Genomic DNA, 25,806 nt, shown 5'->3' on the forward strand with positions numbered 1-25,806 from the left:
TCTCGCCAAAGCTCGGCAGCTGCTACGACGAGGTTGCAGGCTTGACGACTGGGGCCGGTTGCACGGATGTCCTGCGCCCCAGCATCACCGTCACAATCACCCCGCACGCAAACACCCACGTAATCGGCTCGATATGTTCCCCAAAGAACAACGCCGAAAACGCGATGGTGAAGAAGATCTGCAACAGTTGGATCTGGCTGACCCGCGCAATACCGCCCATGGCCAACCCGGCGTACCAGGCAAAGAACCCCAGGAACTGCGAGAACAGCGACACATAGCCAAACGCCCACCAGGTGTGCATGGAAATCGCGCCTTGATGTTGCGCCGCCAGGTACCACACCGGCCCGATCAACACCGGCGTCGACAGCACCAACGCCCAGCAGATCACCTGCCAGCCGCCCATCTCCTTGGCCAACCGGCCGCCTTCGGCATACCCCAGGCCACCCACGGCAATCGCGCCGAGCATCAGCAAATCACCCGCCTGGATACTGCCGGCGCCGGTGATCAACGCATAACTCAATACCAACGCACTGCCCAATGCGGCGCAGGCCCAGAAGGCTTTGGACGGTCGCTCGTGGGACAGCCACGCCGCATACAGCGCCACGCACAGCGGTTGCAGGCCGTTGACCAGCGCGCCATGGGACGCCGGCAGGGTTTGCATGGCCCAGGCCGACAGCACCGGAAAGCCAAGAATGACGCCCGCGATCACCAGGCACAGCCCGCGCACTTGGCGCCAGGTGGGCCAGCGCTCGCGACGCCACAGCAACAGCGCCGCCGCCGGGACCGCCGCGAACAAGGCACGGCCCAGACCGTTGAGCAGCGGGTGGATCTCCTGCACCACGATACGGGTGAAGGGCAGGGTCAGGCTGAAGATGATGACGCCCAGCAGGCCGAGGGCCATGCCGGTGTTTTCACGCGATCTCATGGGGGTACCGAAATCCAGAGGGCTTCAAGGGAAGCCCATCTAGCCACAACCCCCGCCGAATGCGGGCCTACAGCTGGGTACGGAATTATCCGTACAGTTTTAGAAGAAGCGTGTGACGCTGATCTTGGCGTTGCGCCCTTCGCTGTAGGCACGGTCGCCGCTGAGTGCCGGCCGGTAGTTGTTGTTAAGCAGGTTGTCGACAGTGAAGTTGACTTCGGTGCCTTTGAGGCCGGCCTGTTGGGGTTTCCAATTGGCGAACAGGCCCATGCTGCCGTAGGACGGGTTGGGGTATTGGTCATAGAACGTGTCGCCCACCGAGCTGTTCAAGGCGCTTGAGTATTTATCGCTGGGCAGGCGGTCGGTCTTGCGCACGAACTGCGCCGTCCAGCCGAATTGGGCGTTCCAGGCGGGGATCTTGTTGCCCATCATCAACACCCATTTGGCTGGTGGAATGTCCCGGGCCCAGACGTGGATGTCGGTGGCCCACGGGTTGGTGTAGGGGTTGTCGCGTTTGCCGGTAGCGTAGGAGTAACTCACCGAGCCGAACAGATAGGTCGAGTCGTAGTAGGCCTCAAGCTCAAAACCCTTGATCGTCATGCCACCGACGTTGCGGTAGTTGGTCTTGGCGGCCATGTCGGCGCTGGTGCAGACGCGGTCGATGCCCCCCACTGCGGTGTTCTGACGGTCACAGCCGATGCCCGTTGCCTTGAAAATCTCGTCTTCGATGCGGTTGTGGAACAGCGTCGCACGCAGTTGCAGGTTGTCGTCACGGCCGATGAGGTTGGAGAAATTGGTGACGTTGCCCGCGGTTATGGCGGTGATGCGCTCCGGGTTGAGATTAAGGCTGGTGGACGTGCGGCTGCCCAAGCCCTGGACTTCGTACTGTTCGTCGATCACCGGGGCGCGCCAGGTTTTGTTCCAACTGGCGAACATCGCCACGTCCGGCGTGATGTTCCAATAGGCCGCCAGGCGGGGTGACCAACCGGTGTAGGTGCGGTCGCTGTAGTCATGCCCGATGGAGGGATCGGGGTTGCTGTAGTACGGCGCGTCGTTGGCTTCGCCACGGTTGCGCACGTGGTCATAGCGCAGGGAGGGGGTGATGGTCACGTCGCCGAGGGTCACGGCGTCCTGCAGGTAGAACGCGTTGGTGTCGACTTTGCCATGGGGCATGAAGTACGGCTGGAAGTGGCCGTAGTTGTACTTGGCGGTGTTGTAGGTTGCGCCGGGCATCCAGCTTTCGGTTTCACGCTTATGCTTGCGAATCTGCACGCCGCTGGTCACGGCATGTTCCAGCGGGCCGGTGCTGAACAGGCTGATGTTGCGCAGTTCCAGAATCTTGTCGCCGTAGGCGGTGTCCATCTTGCGCCCACCCGTGGCCAGGGAGAACGACGCATCGGCGTTGCGCTCATCGGTCTGGTCGGTATGAGACACCGAATAGCTGAGCTTCATGTCGATCAGCGGGTTGTCCAGCGGCTGGTAGAGGTACTTGCCCGAGTACGTGGTATCGATGGTTTCCCGATTGGCGAGGAAGCGTTTCAATGCACCCTCGTAGCCATAGCGGTCAATCGCCGACTGCAGCGGCGGGGTGGGATAGCTTTTGGCCGAGAATGGCGTCCAGCGCCGGCTGTTGGAGCGCGAGTACGACAAGCCTGCGCTGTGTTCATCAGTGAAGTGGGCGTTGAGCTTGAACAACTTACCGTCCACATTCTGTGCGCTGTTGGGCAGGCGCTTGGGATTGATCGGGTACTCATTGCGGGGATCCGGCGGCGTGCCGGCCAGCTTCATGTCACCCCCATCGCGCTGGGTCAGGTAGGCGAGAGCGTCGAAGCGGCCATCGTCGGTGCGCCCGTAAACGGCCGAGCTGTAGACCTGCTCGTGATCGTTGCTGGCGTAGCCATACTTGAGCATGGCGCCGGCGTTGCGGCCGTCCTCCAGCATGTCGGGAGCATCTTTGGTCTCCATGATGATCGAGCCGCCGAAGCCACCGTTGCCGGTGAAGGCCGAGTAGGGGCCTTTTTCCACCTCGACGCTCTTGATCAGCTCAGGCTCGATAAACACGGTGCCTTGCTGATATCGCTCAAAGCCGCTTTTGGTGGCGCCATCCACCGACATCGGCACGTCTTCGGCCTCACCCATGCCACGGATATTGATGGTCTGGCCTCCGGGCTTGGACGAGCCACCCATAAATACACCCGGCAGGTTTTGCAGCAGCGCGGGGACGTTGTTGGGCTGAAAGCGGTCGATATCCGCCTGCTTCATGGTAGAGCGGCCGACGGTGCTGGAGTCGACCTGGGTGCCAGTGCCGATCACGCTCAGGGCATCCAGTTGCACGGCGCCGCTGCTGGTGGTCCTGGCCTCTTCGGGCTTGACCACGTAGGTACTGCCCACCTTGATCAAGGTAAACACAGCGTTTTTCAGCAGGGTGCGAATCGCCACTTCCGGGGTGAAATCACCGTTGAGCGCCGGTGCCTGCACGTTCTTGAGCAGCGTTTCGTCGAACAGCAACTGGATTTTCGCCTGCTGCGCCACCTGACTCAGGGAGGTGGCCAGCGACTGGGCGGGCAGTTGCAGCGTGAGCGACTCGGCCTGGGCACTGAGGCTGAAGGCCAGGCAGCTGGCAATAAGGGTTGGTCGCAGAAACAGATGCGTAGCGTGGCAAGGCGCGCGAAACATGAAATCCCCCAGTGTGGCCAAATGGCCGAAAATGCGTGCGTATCAAACGCAGACCGGAGGAAGACGGGGCTGGCAAAAAAAACCACACCTGCGAATGCAAAATATTCTCAAGTGGGGTTTTGGCTGGTTTACTTGCTCGGTTCTATTCGCACAATGCCATCGGCCGACGCCACGGTTTTCACCGGCAGCAGGGCGGGCAGGGCATTGAGCAGGGCGTCGGGGTCATTCACATCAAGATTGCCCGACACTGTCAGGTGGGCCACGGCGTTGCTCACCTGCAACGGCGCCTGGGGGCGGTACAGGCTCAGTTCATCGATCAGGCTGACCAGTTCGCGGTTGCGAAACGACAAGTGCCCGCTGCGCCAGTCGGCCACTTCTTCAGCCGTGAGGGTTTGCTGCTGCAAGGTGCCTTTGGTGTAGCTATAGCTGGCGCGTTGCCGGGCGCCGAGCAGGGTGACGGGGCTTTTGGTGTCCGGTTCGAACGCGACCTGGCCGTGGGCGACGCTGACCACCAGTTGCTGCTGGCTGCGTCGCACGTCAAAGCCGGTGCCGACCACCCGCACAGTGGCCTCGCCGGCCTGCACGAACAGCGGGCGCTCCTTGTCGGCAGCCACCTCGATGTACAACTGGCCCTTGTCCAGGTGCACGATGCGTTGGTGCGCATTGAAGTCCACGCGCAGTTGAGTATTGGCATTCACGTACAACGTACTGCCATCCGGCAGATTCACGGTGCGCATGCCCTTGGCATGGGCAGCGACCTGGGTGTGATAGAGCTCACGCGGCGCGCCGATATGCGTGGCCAGCACCGCGCACAGCAATGCGGCGGCCACCGCCAGCGCAGGGCGCCATACCGATGGTTTGCGCTTGGGCAGCGCCACGGGTTTGTTCAGTTGCTGCAACTGGGCCAGGTCCGCCCACAGTTGCTCGAATTCGGCATAGGCGCGGGCATGGGCCGGTTCGGCCACCCAGGCGGCAAACGCCCGGCGGTCGGCGCGGTCGGTGTCGTTGCGGTTGCGCGCAAACCAGCTGGCGGCCTGGGCGTCGATGGCGTCGCTATCGTCGATATCCAGGTCGTCGGTGTCGCTCAGGCGGTTCATTCTGGCTGCTCCGTGCCGGGGTCGTTTTGAAGGCGTCGCTTGCAATGCAGCAGGGCAAAGGCGATGTGCTTTTCCACCATGCTGGTCGAAATGCCCATGCGTTCTGCAATCTGCGCCTGGCTCAGGCCTTCGAAGCGGTGCAGCATAAGGGCTTCTCGCCTGCGGGGCGAGAGTTCGGCGAGGACTTCTTTCAACTGTTCCAGGCGTTGCAAGCGTTGCGCGGCGGCCATGGGATCGTTTTGCTCGTCGGTGACAGGTTCGACGTCCATGGCGGCCTGATCTTGATGGACGGTGTGTCGTACCTTCTGTTTGCGCCAGTGATCACGCAGAAGGTTGCGTGCCATCTGGAACAGAAACGCTCGGGGCTGCTCGACCTTGGCGCGGTCGCGGTAGTCCAGCCATTGGGTAAAGACATCCTGGGTCATGTCCGCCGCGTCGCTGGCGTTGTCCGTGCGTTTACGCAGGAAATACAGAATATCCGTATAAAACGCGCGAAAGGCATCGGCCGACACCGGGTCGGGCTTGGGACGAGACATGGATATCCTTCTTGACGAAGCACGACGTGGGAAAAGTCGTGAATGATATCGAGAACTATTGTCATTTGTCTCTATTTGAAGGATCTACTCTATTTAAAATGTGGGAGGGCGGCCCCGCCCCACACTGGATCGCCGCGTCAGCGCAGCAGCGTCGTCAGCTGTTCAATCCCCGCTTCACCCAAGGGGAACACCGGCAACCGCGGATCACCCACCTCCAATCCGGTCAACCGCAGCCCAGCCTTGATCGTCGCCGGCAACCCGCCCTTGAGGATAAATTCCAGCAGCGGCAACTGACGATAAAACAGTTCACGTGCGAGGGTCAGGTCATTGGCCAATACAGCGTTATACAAATCCAGGTTGAGCTGCGGGATCAGGTTCGGCGCCGCCGTGCACCAACCCTTGGCGCCCGCCGCGAAGGCTTCCAGCGCAAGCGGGTTGCAGCCGTTGTAGAACGGCACATCACTGTGACGATGCAACTGGTGCATACGCTGAATATCCCCGGTGCTTTCCTTGACCATGGTCACGTTCTCGACCTGCTTGAGGATGCGCAGGATCAGTTCCACCGACATGTCCGTGCCACTGGTGGCCGGGTTGTTGTAGAGCATGATCGGCACACCGACGCTGTCGCCGATCGCCGCGTAGTGGGCGAGAATTTCCGACTCGCTGAGTTTCCAGTATGAGGCCGGCAGCACCATCACTACGTCGGCGCCGTTGGCTTCGGCGTAACGGGCGCGGCGCACAGCCTTGGCGGTGGTCAGGTCGGACACGCTGACAATGGTCGGCACGCGCCGGGCGATTTTTGCGAGGCTGTAGGCGCTGACTTCGTCCCACTCGGCATCGCTTAGATACGCGCCTTCGCCGGTGCTGCCCAGTGGCGCAATGGCATGCACGCCGCTGTCGATCAGACGGTCGATGGAGCGGCCGAGGGCGCCGAGGTCGATGCTTTGACCGTCAGCGCTGAACGGTGTGATGGTGTAGCCGATGATGCCGTGAAGAGTGGGGCTGGACATGGATAGTCTCCGGTCTGAGAGGGGCGGGTCAGTTCAGGCAATCGGCGTGTTGGCGCAGGTTCCGGCGGGCGTAATAGTTGAACGTGGCGCCATGGCGCTTGGGTCGGGAAATCCAGTCATGGGCCTCGCGGCCCAGCGCTGGCAGGATCGGCTTGATAGTGCCCGCCGCCATCGCCAGCAGCTGCAATTTGGCGGCGCGCTCGATCAACTGGGCGATTACGCAGGCCTCCTCGATACTCGCCCCGGTGGACAGTTGACCGTGGTGCGAGAGCAAAATCGCGCGCTTGTCGCCGAGCGCCGTGGTGATGATATCGCCTTCCTCATTGCCCACCGGCACGCCTGGCCAGGCTTCCAGGAAGGCGCAGTCTTCGTACAGCGGGCAAAGGTCCATGTGGGACACCTGCAGCGGCACTTCGAGCATCGACAACGCCGCGATATGGGTGGGGTGCGTGTGGATGATGCAGTTCACATCCGGCCGGCCACGGTACACCCAGCTGTGGAAACGGTTGGCCGGGTTGGGGATGCCGTGACCTTCCAGCACTTCAAGGTCCTCGTTCACCAGCAACAGGTTGCTGGCGGTGATCTCATCAAAACCCAGGCCCAATGGTTGGGTGTAATAGGTGCCTGGCGTGGGGCCGCGTGCGGTGATCTGCCCGGCCAGGCCGGAGTCGTGGCCGTTCTCGAACAGGATGCGGCAGGTGAGCGCCAGCTTTTGCCGGTCGGTCCACGTATTATCCGCCAGGCTGTTTTGCATCTGATTCAGTGCGTGCTTGACCAGTTGGTCTTTGGGGAGTGCTAATGTCTTGGCCATATCGGTGTCCTTTGGGTTAGAGCAAATGACACTAAGGATGCTATATGACACTTTGTGTCATTAGCAAGCACAGCTTATCGTTTTCTGCATGGATTACCCGCAGCGCATGTCTATCCGTTTGAAATTATTAAGGAAAAAACTTGGCGTGACCTTGGAGGCCCTGGCTGAAAAATCCGGGATGACCAAGAGTTACCTGTCCAAGGTCGAGCGCGGGCTCAACACGCCGTCCATTGCCGCCGCGTTGAAACTGGCCAAGGCGTTGAACGTGAACGTCGAGGAATTGTTCAGCGAGGATCGCGTCAGCCTCGACAGCTACAGCCTGGTGCGCAGTCACGAGCGGCCCGATACCACGCCGGGTTACGCGGTGCTGGCCCATCAAGTCAGCGAGCGCAGCTTGCTGCCGTTCATCATTTATCCGCCGGCGGAGTTCAGCGACAAGACCTTCAAGGAGCATCTGGGGGAGGAGTTTCTGTTCGTGCATGAAGGCGCGGTAGAGGTGGACTTCATGAACGAACGGGTGATTTTGCAGCGAGGCGATGCGTTGCACTTCAACGCGCAAAAGCCGCACCGGCTTCGTTCGGTGGGGGACGTGCAGGCGCAGTTGCTGGTGGTGGTGCACAGCGCGGAAGAATAATCACGATCCGAATTTTTGATCAGCGTTCGACAGGGACGGACAGTGCTGCATTCCCCAACGGATGCGTGCGCGCCGAAAAAAACTTCAGCGCCACACCGCTGCCATCAAACAACTCGGAATACCGCCGCTTCTGCTGGCGGATAAACCCTTCACTGCGGCCCGACACCGAGATCGCCAGCGTGCTCACATTGGCCTGGCGAATCGCGTCCACCAAGTGCTGATCCTGCGGCCCCAGACCGTGCCCGAAGATGCACAGCGCGCCCTCATGAGTCAGCAATTGCTCATAGCAGAACGACAGGTAATCCGAACTGCGGATGGTCTTGAGCTTCTCCTCCATCTTGCCTTCGCTGACAAACAGCGGCACATCGTCCAGGGTCTTGATCGTGTTGTTGATGGCAAAGCTGCTGAGCAAGGTGCTGTCGGTCGTCGGCAGTTTGCGCGCAGTGCCGTCGAGGTTGCGCACCAGGTGCAGGCCGCCGTGCAGGTACAGGATGCGTGTGGCGTCGGTGCGGGTGTCGCGCAGGTCGAAGCTGGCGTCGGCGTTGCGAAACAGGTCATCGATGCCCGGCGTGTGCAGGATCGCCCAGTAGTTGAGCAGATCGTAGTTACTGGTAAACACAGTGGCATAACCGGCCAGTTCCGTATTGATCGCTGCCAGTGTCGATGGCTGCACCAGGCGCCACGGGATATGCACCGCGTGGATGGTGTTGATCAACGCTTCCTTGATCGCGTAGTAGCGATTGCGCGGTGCCGCCGAGCTGACTGCCAACGCCTTGTTGACCCGGCTGGTGGTTTTCAGCGCGCCCAGGGCTTGCTCGAAACTGCGGGTTTGCAGGGCGTCGAACACGCTGAGTTCAGAGGGGCTCAGGGGTTTTTCTTCGACGGTGCGGGCGTTTTCAAACAGCGAGTCGTAGGCAAAGTCTTCCCAAATCGTACGACTCGCGCCGTTGCCGATCAGAATCCCAGTGAAGTCGATGGCGCTGCGCAGGGCGCTCCAGTCTTCAAGGTGGGCGTCAATATTCTGGAAATCCTTCATTGCGGCGGGCTACTCGAAATCGGCTGGGCGGTGACTTTATCACGAGCGGGCGTTGATCCTGATCAAGATGCCGCAGGCCAGTGAGGTCGATGCTGTAGGCATAAACGTTATCCGAGGATTCGCCATGAGCAGCACCTTCTTCATTCCTGCCGTCAACATCATGGGCACCGATTGCCTCGACGAAGCCATGAACGCCATCCGCAATTACGGTTTTCGCAAGGCGCTCATCGTCACCGACGCCGGCCTGGCCAAGGCGGGCGTGGCCAGCATGATCGCCGAAAAACTGGCGATGCAGGACATTGACTCGGTGATCTACGACGGCGCCAAGCCCAACCCCAACGTGGAAAACGTTGAGAAAGGCCTGGCGTTGTTGCAGCACAGTGCGTGTGATTTTGTGGTGTCGCTGGGCGGCGGCTCGCCCCATGACTGCGCCAAGGGGATTGCCCTGTGTGCCACCAACGGCGGGCATATCGGCGACTACGAAGGCGTCGATCAGTCGGCCAAGCCACAACTGCCGCTGGTCGCCATCAACACCACCGCCGGCACTGCCAGCGAGATGACGCGCTTTTGCATCATCACCGACGAAACCCGCCACGTGAAAATGGCCATCGTTGACCGCAACGTCACGCCGCTGCTGTCGGTCAACGACCCATCGCTGATGGTCGGCATGCCCAAGGGGCTCACCGCCGCCACCGGCATGGACGCCCTGACCCACGCCATCGAAGCCTACGTCTCCACCGCCGCCACGCCGATCACCGATGCCTGCGCGATCAAGGCCATCGAACTGATCAGCGCCAACTTGCGCTTGGCCGTACGCGACGGCAGCGATAAGGTCGCGCGGGAAAACATGGCTTACGCGCAGTTCCTCGCCGGCATGGCCTTCAACAACGCATCCCTGGGCTTTGTGCACGCCATGGCCCACCAGTTGGGCGGTTTCTACGACCTGCCCCACGGCGTGTGCAATGCGGTGCTGCTGCCCCATGTGCAAAGCTTCAACGCCAGCGTCAGCGCCAAACGCTTGAGCGACGTGGGCCGCGCACTGGGTGCCGAGATCAAGGGCATCACCGCAGAAGAGGGCGCCCAAGCCGCCATCGCCGCCATCCGCAGCCTGGCCCAGGACGTTGAAATTCCCGCCGGCCTGCGTGAACTGGGCGCCAAGTTGCAGGACATTCCGCTGCTGGCGGCCAATGCGTTGAAGGATGCGTGTGGACTGACCAACCCACGGCGCGCGGATCAGCGTCAGATTGAGGAGATTTTTCGCAGCGCGTTTTGAATAGGGGCAGTGGCAAGCGGCAAGCGTTAAGCTACAAGTCGAATGCGTTTAACTTGAGCTTGCGGCTTGCCGCTGAGGTCCCCTTATGAGAGTTCTGTTATTCGGCGCCACCGGCATGGTCGGCCAGGGTGTTCTGCGTGAATGCCTGTTGGCTGCCGACGTGCAGGAAATCGTCGCCGTTGGCCGCACGCCACTGACCCAGGAACACGGCAAGCTGCATCAGGTATTGCACGGTGACATGCTGGATTTCCAGCCCCTGGAAAACCTGCTGCAAGGCTTTGATGCGTGCTTCTTCTGCCTCGGCGTGTCTTCGGCCGGCATGAATGAAACCAGGTACACCCATCTCACCTATGACTTGACTCTCGTCGCTGCCAGCACCTTGGCGCGGCTCAATCCGCAGATGACGTTTATCTATGTGTCCGGCGCCGGTACCGACAGCTCCGAGGCGGGCAAGTCGATGTGGGCGCGGGTCAAGGGCAAGACCGAGAACGCCTTGCTGCGCTTGCCGTTCAAGGCGGTGTACCTGTTCCGGCCGGGGATTATCCAGCCGTTGCACGGTGTGCGCTCGAAGACGCCGTTGTACCAGGCCTTTTATTCCGTGCTGGGGCCTGTGCTCTCGTTTGTGCGCCGGGTCAAACCGAGCTGGGTGGTGAGTACCGAGACCGTTGGGCGGGCGATGTTGCAGGCGGTGAACCACGGCGCGCCGCAAGCGGTGGTAGAGCAGGGCGGGATCCACCGTCTGGCTGCCGAGCGTCGCTGATGTTGCACAAGAGCCTGGTGCGTCGCCTGGACCTGATCACCCTGCAGCTGTTTGTCGCGGTGTTCGAAGAAGGCACTTTGACCCGTGCCGCTGCCCGTGAGGCCATTGCGGTATCGGCCGCCAGCAAGCGCCTGATGGAACTGGAGCACGTGTTGGGCGTAAGCCTGTTTGTGCGCCGGGCCAAGGGCATGGACCTGACGGCCGCTGGCGAAACGCTGTTGCACCATGCACGGCAGATGCTGTTCAACGTCGAGAAGATGGGCCTGGAACTGGGCGAACACAGCCACGGTGTGCGCGGTTATGTGCGGATGTTGGCCAATCTTTCGGCGATCATTCAGTTCCTTCCTGAAGATTTGCGCGATTTTTCCGAGCTGCATCCCGAAGTGAAAACCGATCTGGAAGAGCGCCCCAGTACCGGCGTGGTGCAGGGCGTGCTGGACGGCGTCGCGGACCTGGGTATCTGCTCGTGCGACACAGACACCAAAGGCTTGCCCAGCGTGACCTATCGGCTCGACAAACTGGTGGTGCTGATGCCGGCGGATCATCCGTTGGGAGCGCGCCAGAGCGTGGCGTTCGCCGAAACCCTGGACAGCGACTACGTCGGCCTGCACGCCGCGAGCTCAATCAACATGCGTACCCACGCCGCTGCGCGTGAGGCCGGCAAGATGCTGCGCCTGCGTATCCATGTGCCGGGCTTTGATGCGATGTGCCGGATGGTCCAGGCCAATATGGGCATCGGTATCCTGCCGCACAAGGCCTACGAATTGTTTGGGCGCGCACTGGGTTTGCACGCGGTGCCGTTGACGGACAGTTGGTCTGATCGCCGTTTGATCCTGGTGGTGCGCGACGAAGCGCAATTGTCGCCAGTGAGTCGGCTGTTGTTCGATTACCTGAGTCTCTCGATGCCTTCCCTGGAGCAGCCTGCCAGCCTGGTCCTACGGAAAATTCGCTGAGCGTTCGCTTTTCGCGAACGCTCCTTGCCAACTGACGGTTGGATTTCTCCCGCCCCTGTCCTCTAGCCTTGGTCCACATTCCAAGAATAAGAGGTACACCCCATGATGGCTCCCCTGAGCGGTATCAAGGTGATCGAGATCGGTACCTTGATTGCCGCGCCGTTCGCCGCACGGTTGATGGCCGAGTTTGGCGCCGAGGTGATCAAGATCGAATCCCTCGGCCAGGGCGATCCGCTTCGTAAATGGCGAAAGCTGCACAACGGCACGTCGCTGTGGTGGTACCTGCAATCACGCAACAAGAAGTCGTTGGCGCTGGACCTCAAGTCCACGCAAGGCCTGGGCCTGATCAAGCAACTGCTTGGCGACGCCGACGTGCTCATCGAAAACCTGCGCCCCGGCGGCCTGGAAAAACTCGGCCTGGGTTGGGACGTGCTGCACGCACTCAACCCCAAGCTGACCCTGGTGCGCATCTCCGGCTACGGCCAGACTGGCCCTTACCGCGACCGTCCGGGTTTCGGCGCTATCGGCGAGGCCATGGGCGGCATTCGCTACACCACGGGCAACCCGGATTCGCCACCGGCGCGAGTGGGGGTGAGCCTGGGCGATTCCCTCGCGTCCCTGCACGCAGTGATCGGCACCTTGATGTCGTTGCTGCGGGTCAAGACCGGCCAGGGCGATGGGCAGATTGTCGACGTGTCCCTGGCTGAAAGCGTGTTCAACCTGATGGAAAGCCTCGTGCCGGAATACGACATGCTCGGTCATGTGCGCGAACGCAGCGGCGGGGCCTTGCCCGGCATTGCACCGTCCAATACCTACCTCACCGCCGATGGCGCCTATGTGGTGATTGCCGGCAACAGTGACCCGATCTACAAGCGGCTGATGACCACCATCGGCCGTATCGACCTGGCCGAAGCCCCCGAGTTTGCCCACAACGATGGGCGTGCGGCGCAGAGCGGCCTGCTGGATGCGGCGATTACCCACTGGACCAGCAGCCTGCCCATCGAGCAGGTGCTCAGCGCCCTGGAAGCGGCGCAAGTACCGGCCGGGCGTATCTATTCGGTGGCGGATATAGTCAGCGACCCTCACTACCAGGCACGTGACATGCTGCTCGACGCCGAGCTGCCTGGCGGCGTTTCGGTGAAGATGCCGGGCATTGTGCCCAAACTCTCGCAAACCCCCGGCGGTGTAAATTGGTCGGGCCCGGCCCTGGGCCAGCACACTGACGACATTCTCACCGGGCTGGGCCTCACCGGCGCCGATATTCAACGCCTGAAAACCACCGGAGTGGTGCAATGATCACTGATTATTCCGACCCGCTGATCGTGCAGGAAGTGTCCCCGCGCGATGGCTTGCAGATCGAACCGACCTGGGTCGAGACCGCCGATAAGATCGCGCTGATTGACCGGTTGTCACTTGCCGGTTTTTCGCGGATCGAGGCCGGTTCGTTCGTTTCACCCAAGGCTATCCCTGCGCTGCGCGATGGCGAGCTGGTGTTTCAGGGTATCGAGCGCAAAGCCGGTGTGATCTACGTGGCGCTGATCCCCAACCTCAAGGGCGCCGAGCGCGCCATCGCGTCTCGCGCCGATGAGCTGAACCTGGTGATGTCCGCCAGCCAGACCCACAACCTGGCCAATATGCGCATGCGCTGCGAAGCATCGTTGGCAGCATTTGCCGACATCGTCAGCTTTGCCGCCGAGCATCCGGTGCGCCTCAACGGCAGTATCGCCACCACCTTTGGTTGCCCGTTCGAAGGCAAGGTCGACGAAGACCGCGTGCTGCAGATCGTTGACGCCTATCGCAAGTTGGGCATTCAGGGCATCAGCCTGGCTGACACCACCGGCATGGCCAACCCCCGTCAGGTGCAACGCCTGGTCAAGCGCGTGCTGGAGCGCATTCCCGCCAGTGACCTGACGCTGCATTTCCACAACACCCGCGGCCTGGGGTTGTGCAATGTACTGGCCGCATACGAGGCCGGTGCCCGTCGTTTTGATGCGGCGCTTGGCGGCCTTGGCGGCTGCCCGTTTGCGCCGGGGGCCTCGGGCAATATCTGTACCGAAGACCTGGTCAACCTGTGTGAGGAAGTCGGGATTCACACCGGGATCGACTTGGCGCACCTGCTGGACATGTCCCGGCGCCTGCCGGCGCTGTTGGGCCATGAGTTGCCCGGTCAACTGGCCAAGGCCGGGCGCAATGGTGATTTGCATCCACCCCCGGCTTACATCGCCACGTTGTAACGCCTGCCAGACAACAAAAACAATCGGACGCCTGTGAGCAGTCCGCTGGAGAAGCACAATGAGCACTAATACGTTAGAGGCCGGCGCGCGCCCGGCCGGTGAAGTCGATCCCATCAAAGCCGTGGTCAAGAAGGTCGCCTGGCGCCTGATGCCACTGATCATGGTCTGCTACCTGTTTGCGTTTTTTGACCGTATCAACATCAGCTTCGCCAAGTTCCAACTGCAAGCCGACCTGGGCCTGAGCAACACCGCCTATGGCCTGGGCGCGGGGCTGTTCGTGATCGGTTACGTGATCTTCGAAGTGCCGAGCAACATGATGCTCTACAAGGTCGGTGCGCGCCGCTGGATTGCGCGGATCATGGTGTCCTGGGGCCTGGCTACGGCGGCCATGGTATTTGTCACGGCCGAATGGCAGTTCTATGCACTGCGCTTTGTGATCGGCGCGATGGAGGCCGGGTTTGCCCCAGGCGTGCTGTACTACCTGACGCTGTGGTTCCCCCAGGATTTCCGTGGGCGGATTACTTCCTTGCTGTTCCTGGCCTCTGCGTTCGCCGGGCTGGTGGGCGCGCCGTTCTCCGGCCTGGTGCTGGAGCACTTGGACGGCGTGCTGCAGATGCGCGGCTGGCACTGGTTGTTCCTGCTTGGCGGCTTGCCGTGTATAGGGCTGGCGTGGATGGTGCTGACGCAATTCAAGGATCGCATCGAAGATGCACCTTGGCTGAGCGCCGAGGAAAAAACCTTGCTGTCCAGCCGTATCGCCGTGCACGAAGTGCACAAGAAAGGCTCGTTGCTCCAGGCCCTGCGCATTCCGGGTTTCCTGATGCTGGGGCTGATCTACTTTCTGATTCAGGTGGCGTCCTACGGCCTCAACTTCTGGGCTCCGCAATTGATCCGCAGTGCGGGGGTCGAAAGCCCGGTGGTGATTGGCTTGCTGACGGCCATTCCTTACATCTGCGGGGCGATCACCATGGTCCTTGTGGGGCGTTGGTCGGATGCCACGGGTGAGCGGCGCAAGTTCGTCAGCGGGCTGGTGGCGTTGGGCGCGGTAGGGTTCTTCTGTGCAGGGATCTTTGATAACCACACCACGTTCCTGATCATCGCCCTGGGCCTGCTGGGCGCGGGGATTATCGCGTCGATCCCGACTTTCTGGACCCTGCCGCCCAAACTGCTGGCGGGCGCGGGTGCCGGGGCGGCTGGCGGGATTGCGCTGATCAACACGTTGGGGCAGTTGGGCGGCATCGTCAGCCCGGTCATGGTGGGGCGCATCAAGGACATCACGGGCAGTACCACGCCGGCGCTTTATGTCATCGCTGTGTGCGCCTTGATTGCCGCAGCACTGTTGCTGTGGGGTTTGCCACACAAGCTGCGTACGTCCGACAAGCGCTGACGGTATTTCACGCGGCAGCCAGGGCTTTGGCTGGTGCGCCGCCGAATTGAATCAGCGCCACCCCACCTATCAACAACAACGCCCCAAGCACCCGGGGCGTTGTCAGTTGACGCTCCACCAGGCCAAACAGCCCGAAGTGGTCGAGCAGCAGCGATGCAATCAGTTGCCCCGCCAACGCCAGGGCAATGAACCCGGATGCACCCAGCTTGGGCAGCAGCATCAGCGCCAGGGAAATAAAGCACACGCCAAACGCGCCACCGGCCCACATCCATAACGGCGCCTGGGTAATGAATGCCAGGCTCGGCAAGGGCAGGCGCAGGGCGATGATCACCGGCAGCAGCACGATAATGCTCACCAGCAGCGATGCCAGGGTGGCCCACAATGGATGGCCCAGCCCGCGCCCGAGGTTGGCATTGATTGCACTCTGAAACGGCACCACCGCCCCGGCGATTACCGCCAGCGCCAATAAACCCAGCCATTGCAACGTTGTCATTTGGTATCTCCCAGAGGTTTTGCTGGACTCTAGGCTATTCGTCGCGCAAATTTAAATTCCTAGTTCTTATGCTGGATATGCAGCTGATGAATGATCTGCGCCGCATCGACCTCAACCTGTTGGTGATCCTCGACGCCTTGCTCAGCGAGCAACACGTTACCCGCGCCGCCGAGCGGCTGCACCTGAGCCAGCCGGCGGTCAGCCATGCGCTGGCGCGGTTGCGGGATGTGTTGGGGGATCCGTTGCTGGTGCGCCATGGCGGCGCGCTGGTGCCCACTGCGCGTGCGTTGGAATTGGCCGCACCGCTGGCCGAAGCCCTGGCCCAGGTGCAGGCGTTGCTGGCGCCGAATTGTTTTGATCCGACGTCGGCCAAGCGCCGGTTTCGTGTGGCGATGTCGGACTACAGCGCGGCGATTTTCCTACCGGGATTGGTCCGCGTTCTGCGTCGTGAGGCGCCGGGCATCGACCTGCAAGTCATCCAGGCCAGCCGTGAAGGCATGGTCGACGGTGTGCTCAATGGCGACCTTGACCTGGCCGCAGGTGTGTTCCCCGACATGCCCGCCGAACTGCGCACCACGCCCTTGTTCGAAGAGCACTACACCTGCCTGGTGGACCGTAACAGCCTGCCGCCGGACGGCACACTCGACCTGCCCACCTACCTCTCGCGCCCCCACGTGCTGCTGGAAATGCGCGGCAGCGGCACGCCGGAAATCGAACGCGCGCTGACGGCGATTCGTCAGCGGCGGCATGTGGCGATCAGCCTGCCGCATTGGGGCGTGGCGCCGCAATTGATCGAGGGCACGGACCTGATCCTGACCGTATCGTCGCGGGGCTTGCGCGCTGTCGAGCATCCGCACTTATTGGCCGTAGCGCCGCCGTTTCATATTCCATCGTTTGCGTTTGAGCTGGCGTGGCATGCGCGGCGGGGAGGGGATTCGGGGATGCAGTGGTTGATGGGGCAGGTGCGCAGAGTTTTACAAGACTGAATAAGGATCGCTACCAAGACGCGGGTGGCTGACGACGGGTATGGAAAATCCGCATGACCTGCAACCGCCCCTCTCGAATGCGGTAGGGAACGATATAAGGCCATCGAGGCACCACCCATTCGCGAGTACCGGATACTCGGCCCTCTTTCCCCATTGCGGGAAATTGCGCGATGTTCTCAAGGCCGCTCAAAATTGCCTGGACGAACTCATAGGCCGCTTTGGGATTTTCTTCGGCAATGAAGGCCGTTTCGTCGTCAAGGTTCCTGAGGGCTACCCTCAGCCACTCAACCTGCATTGTTGCGCCATTTGTCGGCGATAGCTTTTACCTCTGCTGCCGTTGCGAAGTCACCCGCATCAGCTTCTTTGAGGGCTTTTTGAATTTCTTCAATTTGCCAGGCTTCGCGCGTCAAGTATTCGCGTAACGCATCAACTGCGAGAAAGGATTTGCTGCGCCCGGTGGCCTTGGCAAGACTGGCAAGCGTATCGGCGATTTCTTCCGGTATGCGTAGGGACATAACAGACATATATATCTCGATGTAGTGATGTGTAGTGAAACATACTACCTTGTCATCATGCTTGCAGTTTGCACCGTTCGTCAGAGTCATTATGGTCTAGGACATCTTCATGCTTACAGGACTCAATCACCTAACGTTGGCTGTCACTGATTTGCACCGCAGCCTGTGCTTTTACCATGACCTGCTGGGGGTTCGGCTTGATGCCACTTGGAGCAACGGCGCCTATCTCTCATTGCCGGGTTTATGGTTATGCTTGTCTCTGGACCCGCTGCGCGTCTCGGCGCCTGCACCTGATTACACCCACTTTGCATTTACCACCGATGCGGGCGATTTCGCTGCACTGGTTGAGCGCTTGAGGGCTGCCGGTGTTCAGGAGTGGCGCGACAATCGTAGTGAAGGCGCCTCGTTCTACTTCCTTGACCCCGATGGACACAAGCTCGAAGCCCATGTAGGTAATCTGGCATCGCGTCTGCAGGCCTGTCGACAGAAGGCCTATCCAGGAATGGAGTTTTACCCCTAGCACCGGAACATACAGAATCCATCCAACTCACAGTCTTTTTTCAGAGTCGCCTTCATGACCCTATCCCTGCTGCTCGCCGTACTCGCCTCGGGTTTTATCTATGGCATTACACCTGGCCCTGGCGTGTTGGCCGTGTTCGGTATCGGTGCCGCCCGTGGTCGCCGCGCCGGGGCAGGTTTTCTGTGCGGGCATCTGCTGGGCGATGTGGTGTGGTGCAGCACCGCGTTGATCGCCATTGTCGGTGCGCGGGAAGTGGGCAGCACTGCGTTTGATGTGCTGGGCGTGCTCAGCGGCCTGTATCTGTTCTGGCTTGGCTGGCGGGCCATCCGCACGCAACGGCGCAGCAGTGACGACCCTCAGGGCGCCGCGCGGCATCCGTTCTGGCACGGGATTGTGTTCGGCCTGACCAATCCGAAAGCCTACCCGGTGGCGGTCGCGACCTTCACTGCGTTGCTGTCCAGCCGCGCCGAGTTGCTGACCTGGTCGATGCTGCCGTCGCTGATCTTCCTGAGCTTCGTTGGCGGTCTGCTGGCCTATGCAATCCTGATCGGCGTGGTCGGCGCCCAACGTGTACGCACGGTGTATCAGCGTCATGAAGTCCTCATCACCAAGCTCTGTGGCGTGATGTTTATCGGCTTCGCCATCAATGCGCTGGCCCATGCGGTGCCAGGCCTGTTCGCCAGCAAACCGGCATGACATGTCGACGACCGTTCGTCGCGTCGGCAAGTTTTTTCTAAACCTTTACCGCCCTGAAAATTCGAATTCAGGGCGGGGTGTGTTCCCCGTCCTAATTTTTGCCCTGGAGGAACCCCTCATGAGCCGCATGGCTATCCGGTTACGCACCGCCAGTTTCGCGATGCTGCTGGGCCTCGGCGCCAGCAATGCTTTCGCCCAGTCGCCTGCTGAATTCATCGAGCAGGCCTCGGCCAAAGGAATGGCCGATATCGAGACCAGCCGCATGGCCCACGCGAAAACCTCGTCCCAGGAAATCAAGGACTACACCATCGAGGTGATCAACGAGCGCACCCTGGCCAATCAGCACTTGGCAGCCATCGCCAAGAAGCTCGATCTGCCCGTGGCGCCACGTGAGAAAATTGTCGACAAAGCCGAGACCCTGATGCCCGAGCTCAAGGACGGCGACTCGTTCGACGCCGCCTATACCGCACAACAGGTCAAGGAAAACGAAGACGCTATTGCACTGTTCAAACAGGAAGGCGCCGCGTCGGATGTACCGGAAATAAAAGCGTTGGTCGATGAGACACTGCCAAAATTGGAAGAGCGCCTGCAGAAGGCCCGCGCCTTGGCGTCGACTTATGGCAAAGGTCATCAAGGCGACGGTTAAGGTCGTCACCTGAATTGAAAAACGGCGGTTGGATCCTCTCCAACCGCCGTTTTTTTATGCCTGGTTCAGATCGGTTTTAGTGGGCGCCGCGTCGTCGGCAGCGTGGCCGCAACTGCTGTTCAGGTTCAAGGTGCCGGCGTTGCCAATGCTGCGGTATTCCTGGCGCAGTTTTTCCAGCTCTTTGCGGTCCAGCCCGTCCAGGCTGAGTACGGCGTTCTGTGCATCTTTGGACACGCGCAGCAGCTCGTCGATCTTGATATGCAGGATATCGTTGTCGCGGTTCTGGGTGTTCTGGATCAGGAACACCATCAGGAAGGTGATGATGGTGGTCGAGGTGTTGATGATCAGCTGCCAGGTGTCGTTGTAGTGGAAATACGGCCCGCTCAGGCTCCACGCCAGGATCAATGCGGTCGCTGCGTAGAAGGTGCGGGGGCTGCCTGCCCAGCGGGACAGGGATTGCGAGACTGTGGAGAATTTCATGACCGTTTTCCTGGAGTGAAGGGGTGATGAACGTATGGACAGCAGGTGCTCTTTGAAATTTCTTTTTACAACTTGGCTGATGAACCAAACGGTGCGCTTTTTCTTCGGGTTTCAAGGCAAGGGCTTACATCGACCAGCAGTGGCGGGCGCAAGACTTTGCTTTTGCCTGGACTGCCCATGCGCGCTATTCCTACCCGCGATTTGCCCACGCTCTATTACCGGACTGAAGATCATTTTTTTACCGTGACCTGTCCGTTACGTCGGCGCTATGGCGCCTGCATCACTGCCTATTTCACTGACCTATTTTGCAACCCGTCGAACCTGTTGCTTATCCGCGTGGGCAACGGCCCGTCGGGTGACGCAATGACTGAGCCTCTGGGTCTGATTCGCCGCACCTGCCTGGCGATACAGGTGGTGATTCATGAGGAAAAGGTCGAGGGAGTGCATGAGGCACTGACGGAACTCGGCTTGCAGCCTGCCGAAAGGACCACCACGATGGCGCTCGAACTGTCGCGTCGGGTGCCTTCGGTAAGTGAGCGTTTTTCGCAGATTAGCCTGACTCGGAACTTGAATGACTGGGCGCTTCCCATTGGTAATGCGTTCGCGGTCCCGCCCGAGGTGGTGGCGCATTATCAGGCTCGGCACCAGCGTGCCCTGGACGCCGGTCATTCACTTCACCACTTCACTTTGTCTGTCGAGGAGAGGGTGGCGTGTTCGTTGACGTTGTCGCTATGTGATGGCGTCGCACGGCTTAACGATGTCGGCACGATCAAGGAATTTCGTGGGCGGGGTCATGCCACTCAATTGATTAACGCTGCGCTGCTGCACGCTTCGAACCTGGGCGCCCAGCGATGCTTCCTAGAGGCGTCGATGGCGGGGCGCTCGTTGTACAGCACGCTGGGTTTCAAACCGTTGTTCGATTACCAGTACTTTAACCGTGGAGCGGTCGCAGGCACGTGATCAGAAGGCCATTTTCACCTGGCCGCGGTTCTCAAGGGTCAATAGATACTGCTTGGCCTCAAGCCCTCCAGCAAAGCCGGTCAAGGTTCCCGAGGCACCGATGACCCGATGGCACGGCGCGATGATTGAAATCGGATTACGCCCATTGGCCGCACCCACGGCGCGCACGGCGTTGGGGTTGCCGATCTGTAGGGCGATCTGGCTGTAGCTGCGGGTTTCGCCGAAGGGGATGGTCAGCAATGCCTGCCAGACCTGCTTCTGGAACGCGGTGCCGTTGAAATCCAGTTCCAGCTCGAAGGTGCTGCGCGTGCCGGCGAAGTACTCCTGCAACTGGCGCTCGGTTTCCAATAGCACGGGGCTTTCATTGGCTTCGTGCAATTCGCCCAGGCGCACGCGGTTGGCGCGTTCTGTCTCCCACAGGATTGCACCGAGCTTGCCATTGCGCGCCACCAGGGTGAGTTGGCCAACGGGGGAGGGCATGAGTTTGTATTCGTACACCATGAGCGGGCTCCTATGGGCGGGTGTAGTGCCAATCTAAAGCATGCCGCCCCGGTCAAAACTACGTTTCTTGCGGTGGAATTCGACGGCGTCAGCGGTCCTGCTGCAGCACTTTAAGCGCAGTCGACGAGATCCCGGCAATCACGCTGAGGAACGCCTCGACCAACACACTTTTTGTTTCAGTCGCGGTCAAGACTAACAACTGCGCACAGGCGTCCGCCTCGATCAGCGGCCTGTACTTGATGCCCTTGTTCATCAAGCTTTGCGTGCATTCCGGTACCAGCGCCACCCCTTGGCCAGCCGCCACCAGCGCGATGATCGAGGTGATCTGCCGCCCAGTCGGGCCAGGGCGCAGGGGCACGCCGTGGTGCCGGTAAAGCTGTTCGATGGATTGGTTAAGCCCGGAGCCATAATCCGCCGGAAACAATATCAGTGGGTAGGCACTGAGCTGCGCCAAGCTGACCTCGGCCAGGCTCGCCAGTGGGCTGTCTGCGGACACCGCCGCTACCAACCGCTCCTCTCCCAGGGATAGCACCTGCACTTCTCGGGGGGGCGGTAGCAGTCGGCTCAAGCCGATATCCAGCCGCCCATCCGCTACCTGAGCGCCCAGGCTGCCGGAAGCGCACTCCACCAGCGTCAACTGCACATCTGGATATCGCTGGGCAAAAGACTGGATCGCTTGGCTGAACAGATCTGAGAGGGCTATTGAGCTGGCATAACCGAGCGCCAGCTGCCCGGCAGTGCCTGCGGCCAATTTGTTTGCGATCACCTGTGCCACGTCGATCTGTTCCAACACCCTGCGTACATAGGGCAGGAACGCTCGTCCTTGGGCCGTGAGGGTCACCGTGCGGCTGGTGCGGTCAAACAGTTTGAAACCCAACTCTGCTTCCAGCGCTGAAATCTGCCGTGTCAGCGGTGGTTGCGCGAGGTGCAGGCGAATGGCAGCACGGCCGAAGTGCAATTCCTCGGCGACCGTCAGAAAGTAACGCAGCTTGCGTAGGTCGAGCATCCTGGTCCTTGGGTATCAATCGGTCGGAATTCGGTATTGGTCCCAGACCCGCAGGCCATTCTATAAAGACCTTTCAAAATAAGACGAGAGGTTTCATGAAATCGCGCCTGCATTGCGCCCGCCTTGCCCTGTTCCTGTGTGGCTGCGCGGCGTTTCTCAACCTGTATGCAACCCAGAGTATCCTCCAGACCTTTGCCGCGCAGTTCCACCTCAGCCCCAAGGCCGCAGGTTGGAGCATCACGGTGACCACTCTCGCCGTGGCGATCACCGCGCCGTTTGTCAGTCGTGTGACCGGGCGTTTCGAGCAACGCACGGTGATCTGCGTGGCCGCGCTGTTGCTGGCGGTGCCGACGTTGATGACCGCCTATGCCGGCAGCTTTGCCGAAGTGCTGGTGTGGCGCTTCGTGGAGGGCATGGTGATACCGGTGGTGTTTGCCACCAGCGTGGCCTATATCGGCGACCGTTGGCATGGCGGCACCGTCACCGAAGTCACCAGCCTGTATGTCGCCGGCACCGTGTTGGGTGGGTTTGCCGGACGCTTCGTCACGGGGATGGTGACCGAGTACTTCGGTTGGCGCGAAGCCTTTGAAGTGCTGGCGGTGTTGAGTTTGATGGTCGGTGGGTTTATCCAGTTTCTGCTGCCGGCCAACCGTGCGCGGGAGGTCCAGGTCCGCGCTTCTTCTTCGAGCGTTTTTCGCAAACCATTGTTGGCTGCGTACGCCGTAGGTTTTTGTGTGTTGTTTTCCCAGGTTGCGGCGTTTACCTACGCAGGTTTGTACCTTGGCCTACCGCCATTCAACCTTGGACCGGCGGCCTTAGGCACGCTGTACATGGTGTTTTTGTTGGCGCTGATTGTGATCCCTATCGCCGGGCGCCTGAGCAAGGCCCGTCCCCATGCCCAATTGCTGACGGAGGCTGCCGTGCTTGGCGTAAGCGGATCAGCCCTGACGCTGATCCCCTCTCTGTGGTGCATCGTGACGGGCCTGGCCCTCAGTTCCACCGGCGTGTTCCTTGCCCAGGCCGCAGCCAATGCCTTCACCACCGCCACCGCGCACGACAACAAGGCCGGTGCCGTTGGCGTCTACCTCACGTGTTACTACTTGGGCGGCAGTTGCGGTGCAGTCGTGCCAGCGCTGATCTGGGAGCGTTGGGGCTGGGACGGTTGCGTGGCGCTGATCATCGTGTTCCAGCTGTTGATCTTGTTGATCGCGCTGACAGGTTGGCGACCCTACGAACCTATGCGGGGCCAACCCTCATGACGTTGCCTGCCGGGCCTGGATGGCTGGTTGCAACGGTCCTAAAGAGTCGCACCCAGCGAAAATGGAATGCGCAACGCACCGACAGCGCCCTCGCGGGTGCCACACATTTCGTCATGGGCGCACTGCTGCACCAACACACAGGGAAACGGTGGAACGTCCTGCAACAGGTCGCGTAAATGCGTGCTGGAGCGCAGGCGCAGGGTCTTGCCGTTATCGTCCAGCAATGTCATCTCGACGTGATCGAGCTTCACGCGGGCAATATAGAAACCGCCCTCCAGGGACAGCAACTCAAGACCCCGTATTTCACCTTTCTCGGCCAGTTTGGCCAGCTTCTGCACATTCATTTTTCACCCCCGCGTTGACTGTTATTGGCGACGAAAGAACAACGTGACCTGGCCCCATTCCACGCCGAACTTGGACATGCTCGACCGGTTGATCATCGTGTCCTCGTCCATCAGGTACATCCAGTCGTCAAAACTCACCTCGTACACCGAGCCATCCACCGGGAGGTTGAGGCGGTAGCGCCACCGCAACGCGTTCCCGGCGACTTCGCCGATGGCCTCGCCCACCACATCACCCGCTCGCCCGCGCCAGCGCCCCGGACCATCGGGCGTGAGCGTCCACACGCGGCGCTGGCGAGTGCCGTCGCTGTACAGGAACTTTTCGTCGAGAATCAGTTTGTCGCCCTCGCGATGACTGGCGATATCCACTTCAAAACGCTTGGCGACTTCGCCCGAGCGTTTCTCGAAGATGCCCCAGGCTTTCACGGGTTTACTGAAGAAACGCTCAAGATCCAGCGCAGGTTTCTGGTCGGCGTAGTGTCCGACCTCTACATTGCTGCAACTGGCCAGGCTCAAAACCAGCAACAGTGAAATCAGCAGGCGCGTCATTGCCCGGCTCCTTGATCGTGCGAGGCTTGGTGCCTGCGCTCAAGGTCTGATAGTTGTACAGAATTCTGTATTTGTACAGGTTTTGCGGTCGGGAAAATATTGGCATAAAAAAACCGGCCTCCAGGGACCGGTTTCTTTATGCATCCCCCGCCAAAACCATGTTGGCGTGGGATCTATGTCTGAGTGGAGCGGGTAGAGGGAATCGAACCCTCGTCGGAAGCTTGGGAAGCTACTGTTCTACCATTAAACTATACCCGCTCAGAGCGGCTGACTTTGTACCAGATGTTCACTTGGATTTGAAGTTTTTCTTTGAAAATGTGCAGGTTGCGGCGAAGGCGTGTGCTCCTTCGCCACAACGAGCGTGGCGTTGAGTCATCATTTCAAACTGCAAATGCATGCTGTGCCTGACCTTGGTGATAACGCAATCGGCTGATCTGCCGCGCCGGTTTCAAAAAGCCCACCACTGCCTCCCGGCTGTCCTTGCATGCCGCTTTATGCTCCATGTCGAGAAAATGCCCCGTCGCCTGGATGGTGCTGAAGCTGCTGTTGGCCACGTAGTTGCCGAACTGCCTGGCATCCTGGGCGCTGGTGTATTCGTCCCACTCGCCGTTGAGGAACAGCACGGGAATGTCGATCGCCTTGGCGGCCTTGAGGTAGCAGAGTCGGTCGCTGGTGAGCACTTGGCTGATGTGGAAGTGCATCTGCCCATATTCGTGCTCGGCCAGGCTGCTGACATGCTTGTAGTTGAAGCGCTTGAACAGCGACGGCAGGTGTTTGCCGATGGTGTTGTTGACGAGGTGGCCGACACGGTCGCGGTCGAGGTTGCCGAGGTAGTCGACACCGCGCTCCAGGTAGTCACGCATGGGCGCGTTGATCACCGGGGAGAACGAGCTGATCACGGCCTTTTCCACGCGACGGGGGCGGTGGGCGAGGGCGACCAGGGTAGCGGCGCCGCCCCAGGAAAACGACAGCACGTGCTCGGCGGCAAAGTGGTCGATGAGTTCCAGCAAGATCTGGCCCTCGACTTCCTTCGTCAGCATTTGCTCATGGCGGTTATGGATTTTGGAGCGGCCGGCGTAGGGCTGGTCGTACAAAACCACGTTGAACTGCGGGTGCAGGCTTTTCACGGTCTGGGCGAAGGATGCCGTGGTGGCCATTGAGCCGTTGACCAGAATGATGGTCTTTTCAGCCTCGTCCGCGCGATAGAACTCCGTGTAAACCCGATACTGACCCTGTATATCCAGCACAGCGATTTCTGGCCTCATGTCGTAAGACTCCTGGCAAGCGGGTAGGGCGCGCAGATAACTCTGCACGAGCTTTGTGACAGGTAGGCATACGCCTGAAAATGGAGGCCCATGTCGGTCCGATGACGGCTGGCCGACGGGTGTTGTTATGGCGGGCTGTTTGCCTGGAAGGCCCGTGGGATAAAGCGCGGGCGGGGGCAAGGTGTTTCTTGGAGGTTATAGGCGACTCGCCAGTCATATTTAAACTGGTGAGCTTGATTCAAGCACAGACTCGGGATGTC

General features: G+C 60.5%; 29 protein-coding genes and 1 tRNA gene. 13 read left to right on the forward strand and 17 right to left on the reverse strand.

Annotated elements, in window-relative coordinates; genetic code table 11:
• Positions 1-22: 22 nt before the first annotated feature.
• From AB3G88_RS06945 to AB3G88_RS06970, 6 genes are all read right to left on the reverse strand, one after another.
• Positions 23-925 carry a DMT family transporter gene (locus AB3G88_RS06945; RefSeq protein ID WP_480453526.1) on the reverse strand — a complete coding sequence of 301 codons (903 nt, stop codon included), beginning with the start codon at positions 923-925 and terminating at the stop codon, positions 23-25.
• Between the two features lie 99 nt (positions 926-1,024).
• The gene (locus AB3G88_RS06950; protein WP_480453527.1) at positions 1,025-3,598 is read right to left on the reverse strand and encodes a TonB-dependent receptor; all 2,574 of its coding nucleotides are present in this window, start codon (positions 3,596-3,598) and stop codon (positions 1,025-1,027) included.
• Between the two features lie 128 nt (positions 3,599-3,726).
• Complete coding sequence (locus tag AB3G88_RS06955; protein ID WP_099587542.1) at positions 3,727-4,695, reverse strand: FecR family protein; 969 nt, start codon at positions 4,693-4,695, stop codon at positions 3,727-3,729.
• A complete protein-coding gene (locus tag AB3G88_RS06960) occupies positions 4,692-5,231 on the reverse strand; it encodes an RNA polymerase sigma factor (protein ID WP_112193983.1) in 540 nt (179 codons plus the stop codon). Before AB3G88_RS06960 ends, AB3G88_RS06955 begins: the two co-directional genes overlap by 4 nt.
• A gap of 137 nt (positions 5,232-5,368) precedes the next feature.
• The gene (locus AB3G88_RS06965; protein WP_480453528.1) at positions 5,369-6,241 is read right to left on the reverse strand and encodes a dihydrodipicolinate synthase family protein; all 873 of its coding nucleotides are present in this window, start codon (positions 6,239-6,241) and stop codon (positions 5,369-5,371) included.
• Positions 6,242-6,269: 28 nt separating this feature from the next.
• Positions 6,270-7,052 carry an aldolase gene (locus AB3G88_RS06970; protein ID WP_480453529.1) on the reverse strand — a complete coding sequence of 261 codons (783 nt, stop codon included), beginning with the start codon at positions 7,050-7,052 and terminating at the stop codon, positions 6,270-6,272.
• A gap of 106 nt (positions 7,053-7,158) precedes the next feature.
• Here AB3G88_RS06970 and AB3G88_RS06975 point away from each other — a divergent pair, with 106 nt between their 5' ends.
• A complete protein-coding gene (locus AB3G88_RS06975) occupies positions 7,159-7,686 on the forward strand; it encodes a helix-turn-helix domain-containing protein (RefSeq protein WP_099587538.1) in 528 nt (175 codons plus the stop codon).
• A gap of 19 nt (positions 7,687-7,705) precedes the next feature.
• Here the strand turns inward: AB3G88_RS06975 and AB3G88_RS06980 are convergent, their stop codons facing one another.
• Complete coding sequence (locus AB3G88_RS06980) at positions 7,706-8,722, reverse strand: DUF4917 family protein (RefSeq protein ID WP_480453530.1); 1,017 nt, start codon at positions 8,720-8,722, stop codon at positions 7,706-7,708.
• Between the two features lie 124 nt (positions 8,723-8,846).
• On the opposite strand from AB3G88_RS06980, the gene yiaY reads away from it, so the two are divergent.
• The 6 genes from yiaY to AB3G88_RS07010 all read left to right on the forward strand — a co-directional run bounded on the left by yiaY (position 8,847) and on the right by AB3G88_RS07010 (position 15,329).
• Positions 8,847-9,995, forward strand: a complete 1,149-nt coding sequence (gene yiaY, locus AB3G88_RS06985; RefSeq protein WP_158878949.1) for an L-threonine dehydrogenase — start codon at positions 8,847-8,849, stop codon at positions 9,993-9,995.
• An 85-nt stretch (positions 9,996-10,080) separates the two neighbouring features.
• Complete coding sequence (locus tag AB3G88_RS06990; protein ID WP_480453531.1) at positions 10,081-10,755, forward strand: NAD(P)H-binding protein; 675 nt, start codon at positions 10,081-10,083, stop codon at positions 10,753-10,755.
• Positions 10,755-11,708 carry a LysR family transcriptional regulator gene (locus AB3G88_RS06995; protein WP_099587534.1) on the forward strand — a complete coding sequence of 318 codons (954 nt, stop codon included), beginning with the start codon at positions 10,755-10,757 and terminating at the stop codon, positions 11,706-11,708. Before AB3G88_RS06990 ends, AB3G88_RS06995 begins: the two co-directional genes overlap by 1 nt.
• Before the next feature lie 102 nt (positions 11,709-11,810).
• The gene (locus AB3G88_RS07000) at positions 11,811-13,004 is read left to right on the forward strand and encodes a CaiB/BaiF CoA transferase family protein (RefSeq protein WP_400525563.1); all 1,194 of its coding nucleotides are present in this window, start codon (positions 11,811-11,813) and stop codon (positions 13,002-13,004) included.
• The gene (locus AB3G88_RS07005) at positions 13,001-13,942 is read left to right on the forward strand and encodes a hydroxymethylglutaryl-CoA lyase (protein WP_099587532.1); all 942 of its coding nucleotides are present in this window, start codon (positions 13,001-13,003) and stop codon (positions 13,940-13,942) included. The genes AB3G88_RS07000 and AB3G88_RS07005 overlap by 4 nt, the downstream gene beginning before the upstream one ends.
• Before the next feature lie 58 nt (positions 13,943-14,000).
• A complete protein-coding gene (locus tag AB3G88_RS07010; protein ID WP_099587531.1) occupies positions 14,001-15,329 on the forward strand; it encodes an MFS transporter in 1,329 nt (442 codons plus the stop codon).
• Between the two features lie 7 nt (positions 15,330-15,336).
• Here the strand turns inward: AB3G88_RS07010 and AB3G88_RS07015 are convergent, their stop codons facing one another.
• Positions 15,337-15,822, reverse strand: coding sequence for a DMT family transporter (locus AB3G88_RS07015; protein WP_250925888.1), 486 nt, complete (start codon positions 15,820-15,822; stop codon positions 15,337-15,339).
• A 77-nt stretch (positions 15,823-15,899) separates the two neighbouring features.
• Here AB3G88_RS07015 and AB3G88_RS07020 point away from each other — a divergent pair, with 77 nt between their 5' ends.
• Entirely contained in the window at positions 15,900-16,808 is a 909-nt protein-coding gene (locus tag AB3G88_RS07020; RefSeq protein WP_480453532.1) for a LysR family transcriptional regulator, read from the forward strand.
• A 10-nt stretch (positions 16,809-16,818) separates the two neighbouring features.
• Here AB3G88_RS07020 and AB3G88_RS07025 read toward each other — a convergent pair whose 3' ends face one another.
• A complete protein-coding gene (locus tag AB3G88_RS07025) occupies positions 16,819-17,103 on the reverse strand; it encodes a type II toxin-antitoxin system RelE/ParE family toxin (RefSeq protein WP_480453533.1) in 285 nt (94 codons plus the stop codon).
• Entirely contained in the window at positions 17,093-17,332 is a 240-nt protein-coding gene (locus AB3G88_RS07030; protein WP_112196918.1) for a CopG family ribbon-helix-helix protein, read from the reverse strand. Before AB3G88_RS07030 ends, AB3G88_RS07025 begins: the two co-directional genes overlap by 11 nt.
• Before the next feature lie 100 nt (positions 17,333-17,432).
• On the opposite strand from AB3G88_RS07030, the gene fos reads away from it, so the two are divergent.
• From fos to AB3G88_RS07045, 3 genes are all read left to right on the forward strand, one after another.
• Entirely contained in the window at positions 17,433-17,843 is a 411-nt protein-coding gene (fos, locus tag AB3G88_RS07035) for a fosfomycin resistance glutathione transferase (protein ID WP_480453534.1), read from the forward strand.
• A gap of 54 nt (positions 17,844-17,897) precedes the next feature.
• Entirely contained in the window at positions 17,898-18,539 is a 642-nt protein-coding gene (locus AB3G88_RS07040) for a LysE family translocator (RefSeq protein WP_099587525.1), read from the forward strand.
• A 118-nt stretch (positions 18,540-18,657) separates the two neighbouring features.
• On the forward strand, positions 18,658-19,185 hold the full coding sequence (locus AB3G88_RS07045) for a DUF4142 domain-containing protein (protein ID WP_016975135.1): 528 nt from the start codon (positions 18,658-18,660) through the stop codon (positions 19,183-19,185).
• 54 nt (positions 19,186-19,239) lie between these two features.
• Here the strand turns inward: AB3G88_RS07045 and AB3G88_RS07050 are convergent, their stop codons facing one another.
• Positions 19,240-19,665 (reverse strand): low affinity iron permease family protein, encoded by a 426-nt coding sequence (locus AB3G88_RS07050; RefSeq protein WP_099587524.1) that lies wholly within the window; start codon positions 19,663-19,665, stop codon positions 19,240-19,242.
• Between the two features lie 45 nt (positions 19,666-19,710).
• Between AB3G88_RS07050 and AB3G88_RS07055 the strand changes: the two genes are divergently transcribed.
• Positions 19,711-20,625, forward strand: coding sequence for a GNAT family N-acetyltransferase (locus tag AB3G88_RS07055; RefSeq protein WP_480453535.1), 915 nt, complete (start codon positions 19,711-19,713; stop codon positions 20,623-20,625).
• Here AB3G88_RS07055 and AB3G88_RS07060 read toward each other — a convergent pair whose 3' ends face one another.
• Together AB3G88_RS07060 and AB3G88_RS07065 are read right to left on the reverse strand one after the other, a co-directional pair.
• Entirely contained in the window at positions 20,626-21,126 is a 501-nt protein-coding gene (locus AB3G88_RS07060; protein WP_099587522.1) for a methylated-DNA--[protein]-cysteine S-methyltransferase, read from the reverse strand.
• Positions 21,127-21,214: 88 nt separating this feature from the next.
• Entirely contained in the window at positions 21,215-22,132 is a 918-nt protein-coding gene (locus tag AB3G88_RS07065; protein ID WP_480453536.1) for a LysR family transcriptional regulator, read from the reverse strand.
• A gap of 95 nt (positions 22,133-22,227) precedes the next feature.
• Here AB3G88_RS07065 and AB3G88_RS07070 point away from each other — a divergent pair, with 95 nt between their 5' ends.
• Positions 22,228-23,391: an MFS transporter gene (locus tag AB3G88_RS07070; protein ID WP_480453537.1), complete on the forward strand. Its 1,164-nt coding sequence runs from the start codon at positions 22,228-22,230 to the stop codon at positions 23,389-23,391.
• Positions 23,392-23,429: 38 nt separating this feature from the next.
• Here the strand turns inward: AB3G88_RS07070 and AB3G88_RS07075 are convergent, their stop codons facing one another.
• The 4 genes from AB3G88_RS07075 to AB3G88_RS07090 form a co-directional block, all read right to left on the reverse strand.
• Positions 23,430-23,735 (reverse strand): DUF6482 family protein, encoded by a 306-nt coding sequence (locus AB3G88_RS07075; protein WP_112194000.1) that lies wholly within the window; start codon positions 23,733-23,735, stop codon positions 23,430-23,432.
• Positions 23,736-23,756: 21 nt separating this feature from the next.
• The gene (locus AB3G88_RS07080; protein WP_099587518.1) at positions 23,757-24,281 is read right to left on the reverse strand and encodes a DUF3833 domain-containing protein; all 525 of its coding nucleotides are present in this window, start codon (positions 24,279-24,281) and stop codon (positions 23,757-23,759) included.
• Positions 24,282-24,465: 184 nt separating this feature from the next.
• Positions 24,466-24,539 (reverse strand) — tRNA-Gly (locus tag AB3G88_RS07085).
• Positions 24,540-24,661: 122 nt separating this feature from the next.
• On the reverse strand, positions 24,662-25,546 hold the full coding sequence (locus tag AB3G88_RS07090) for an alpha/beta fold hydrolase (RefSeq protein WP_250925893.1): 885 nt from the start codon (positions 25,544-25,546) through the stop codon (positions 24,662-24,664).
• Between the last annotated feature and the right edge of the window lie 260 nt (positions 25,547-25,806).

This window comes from Pseudomonas arvensis (assembly GCF_056688935.1).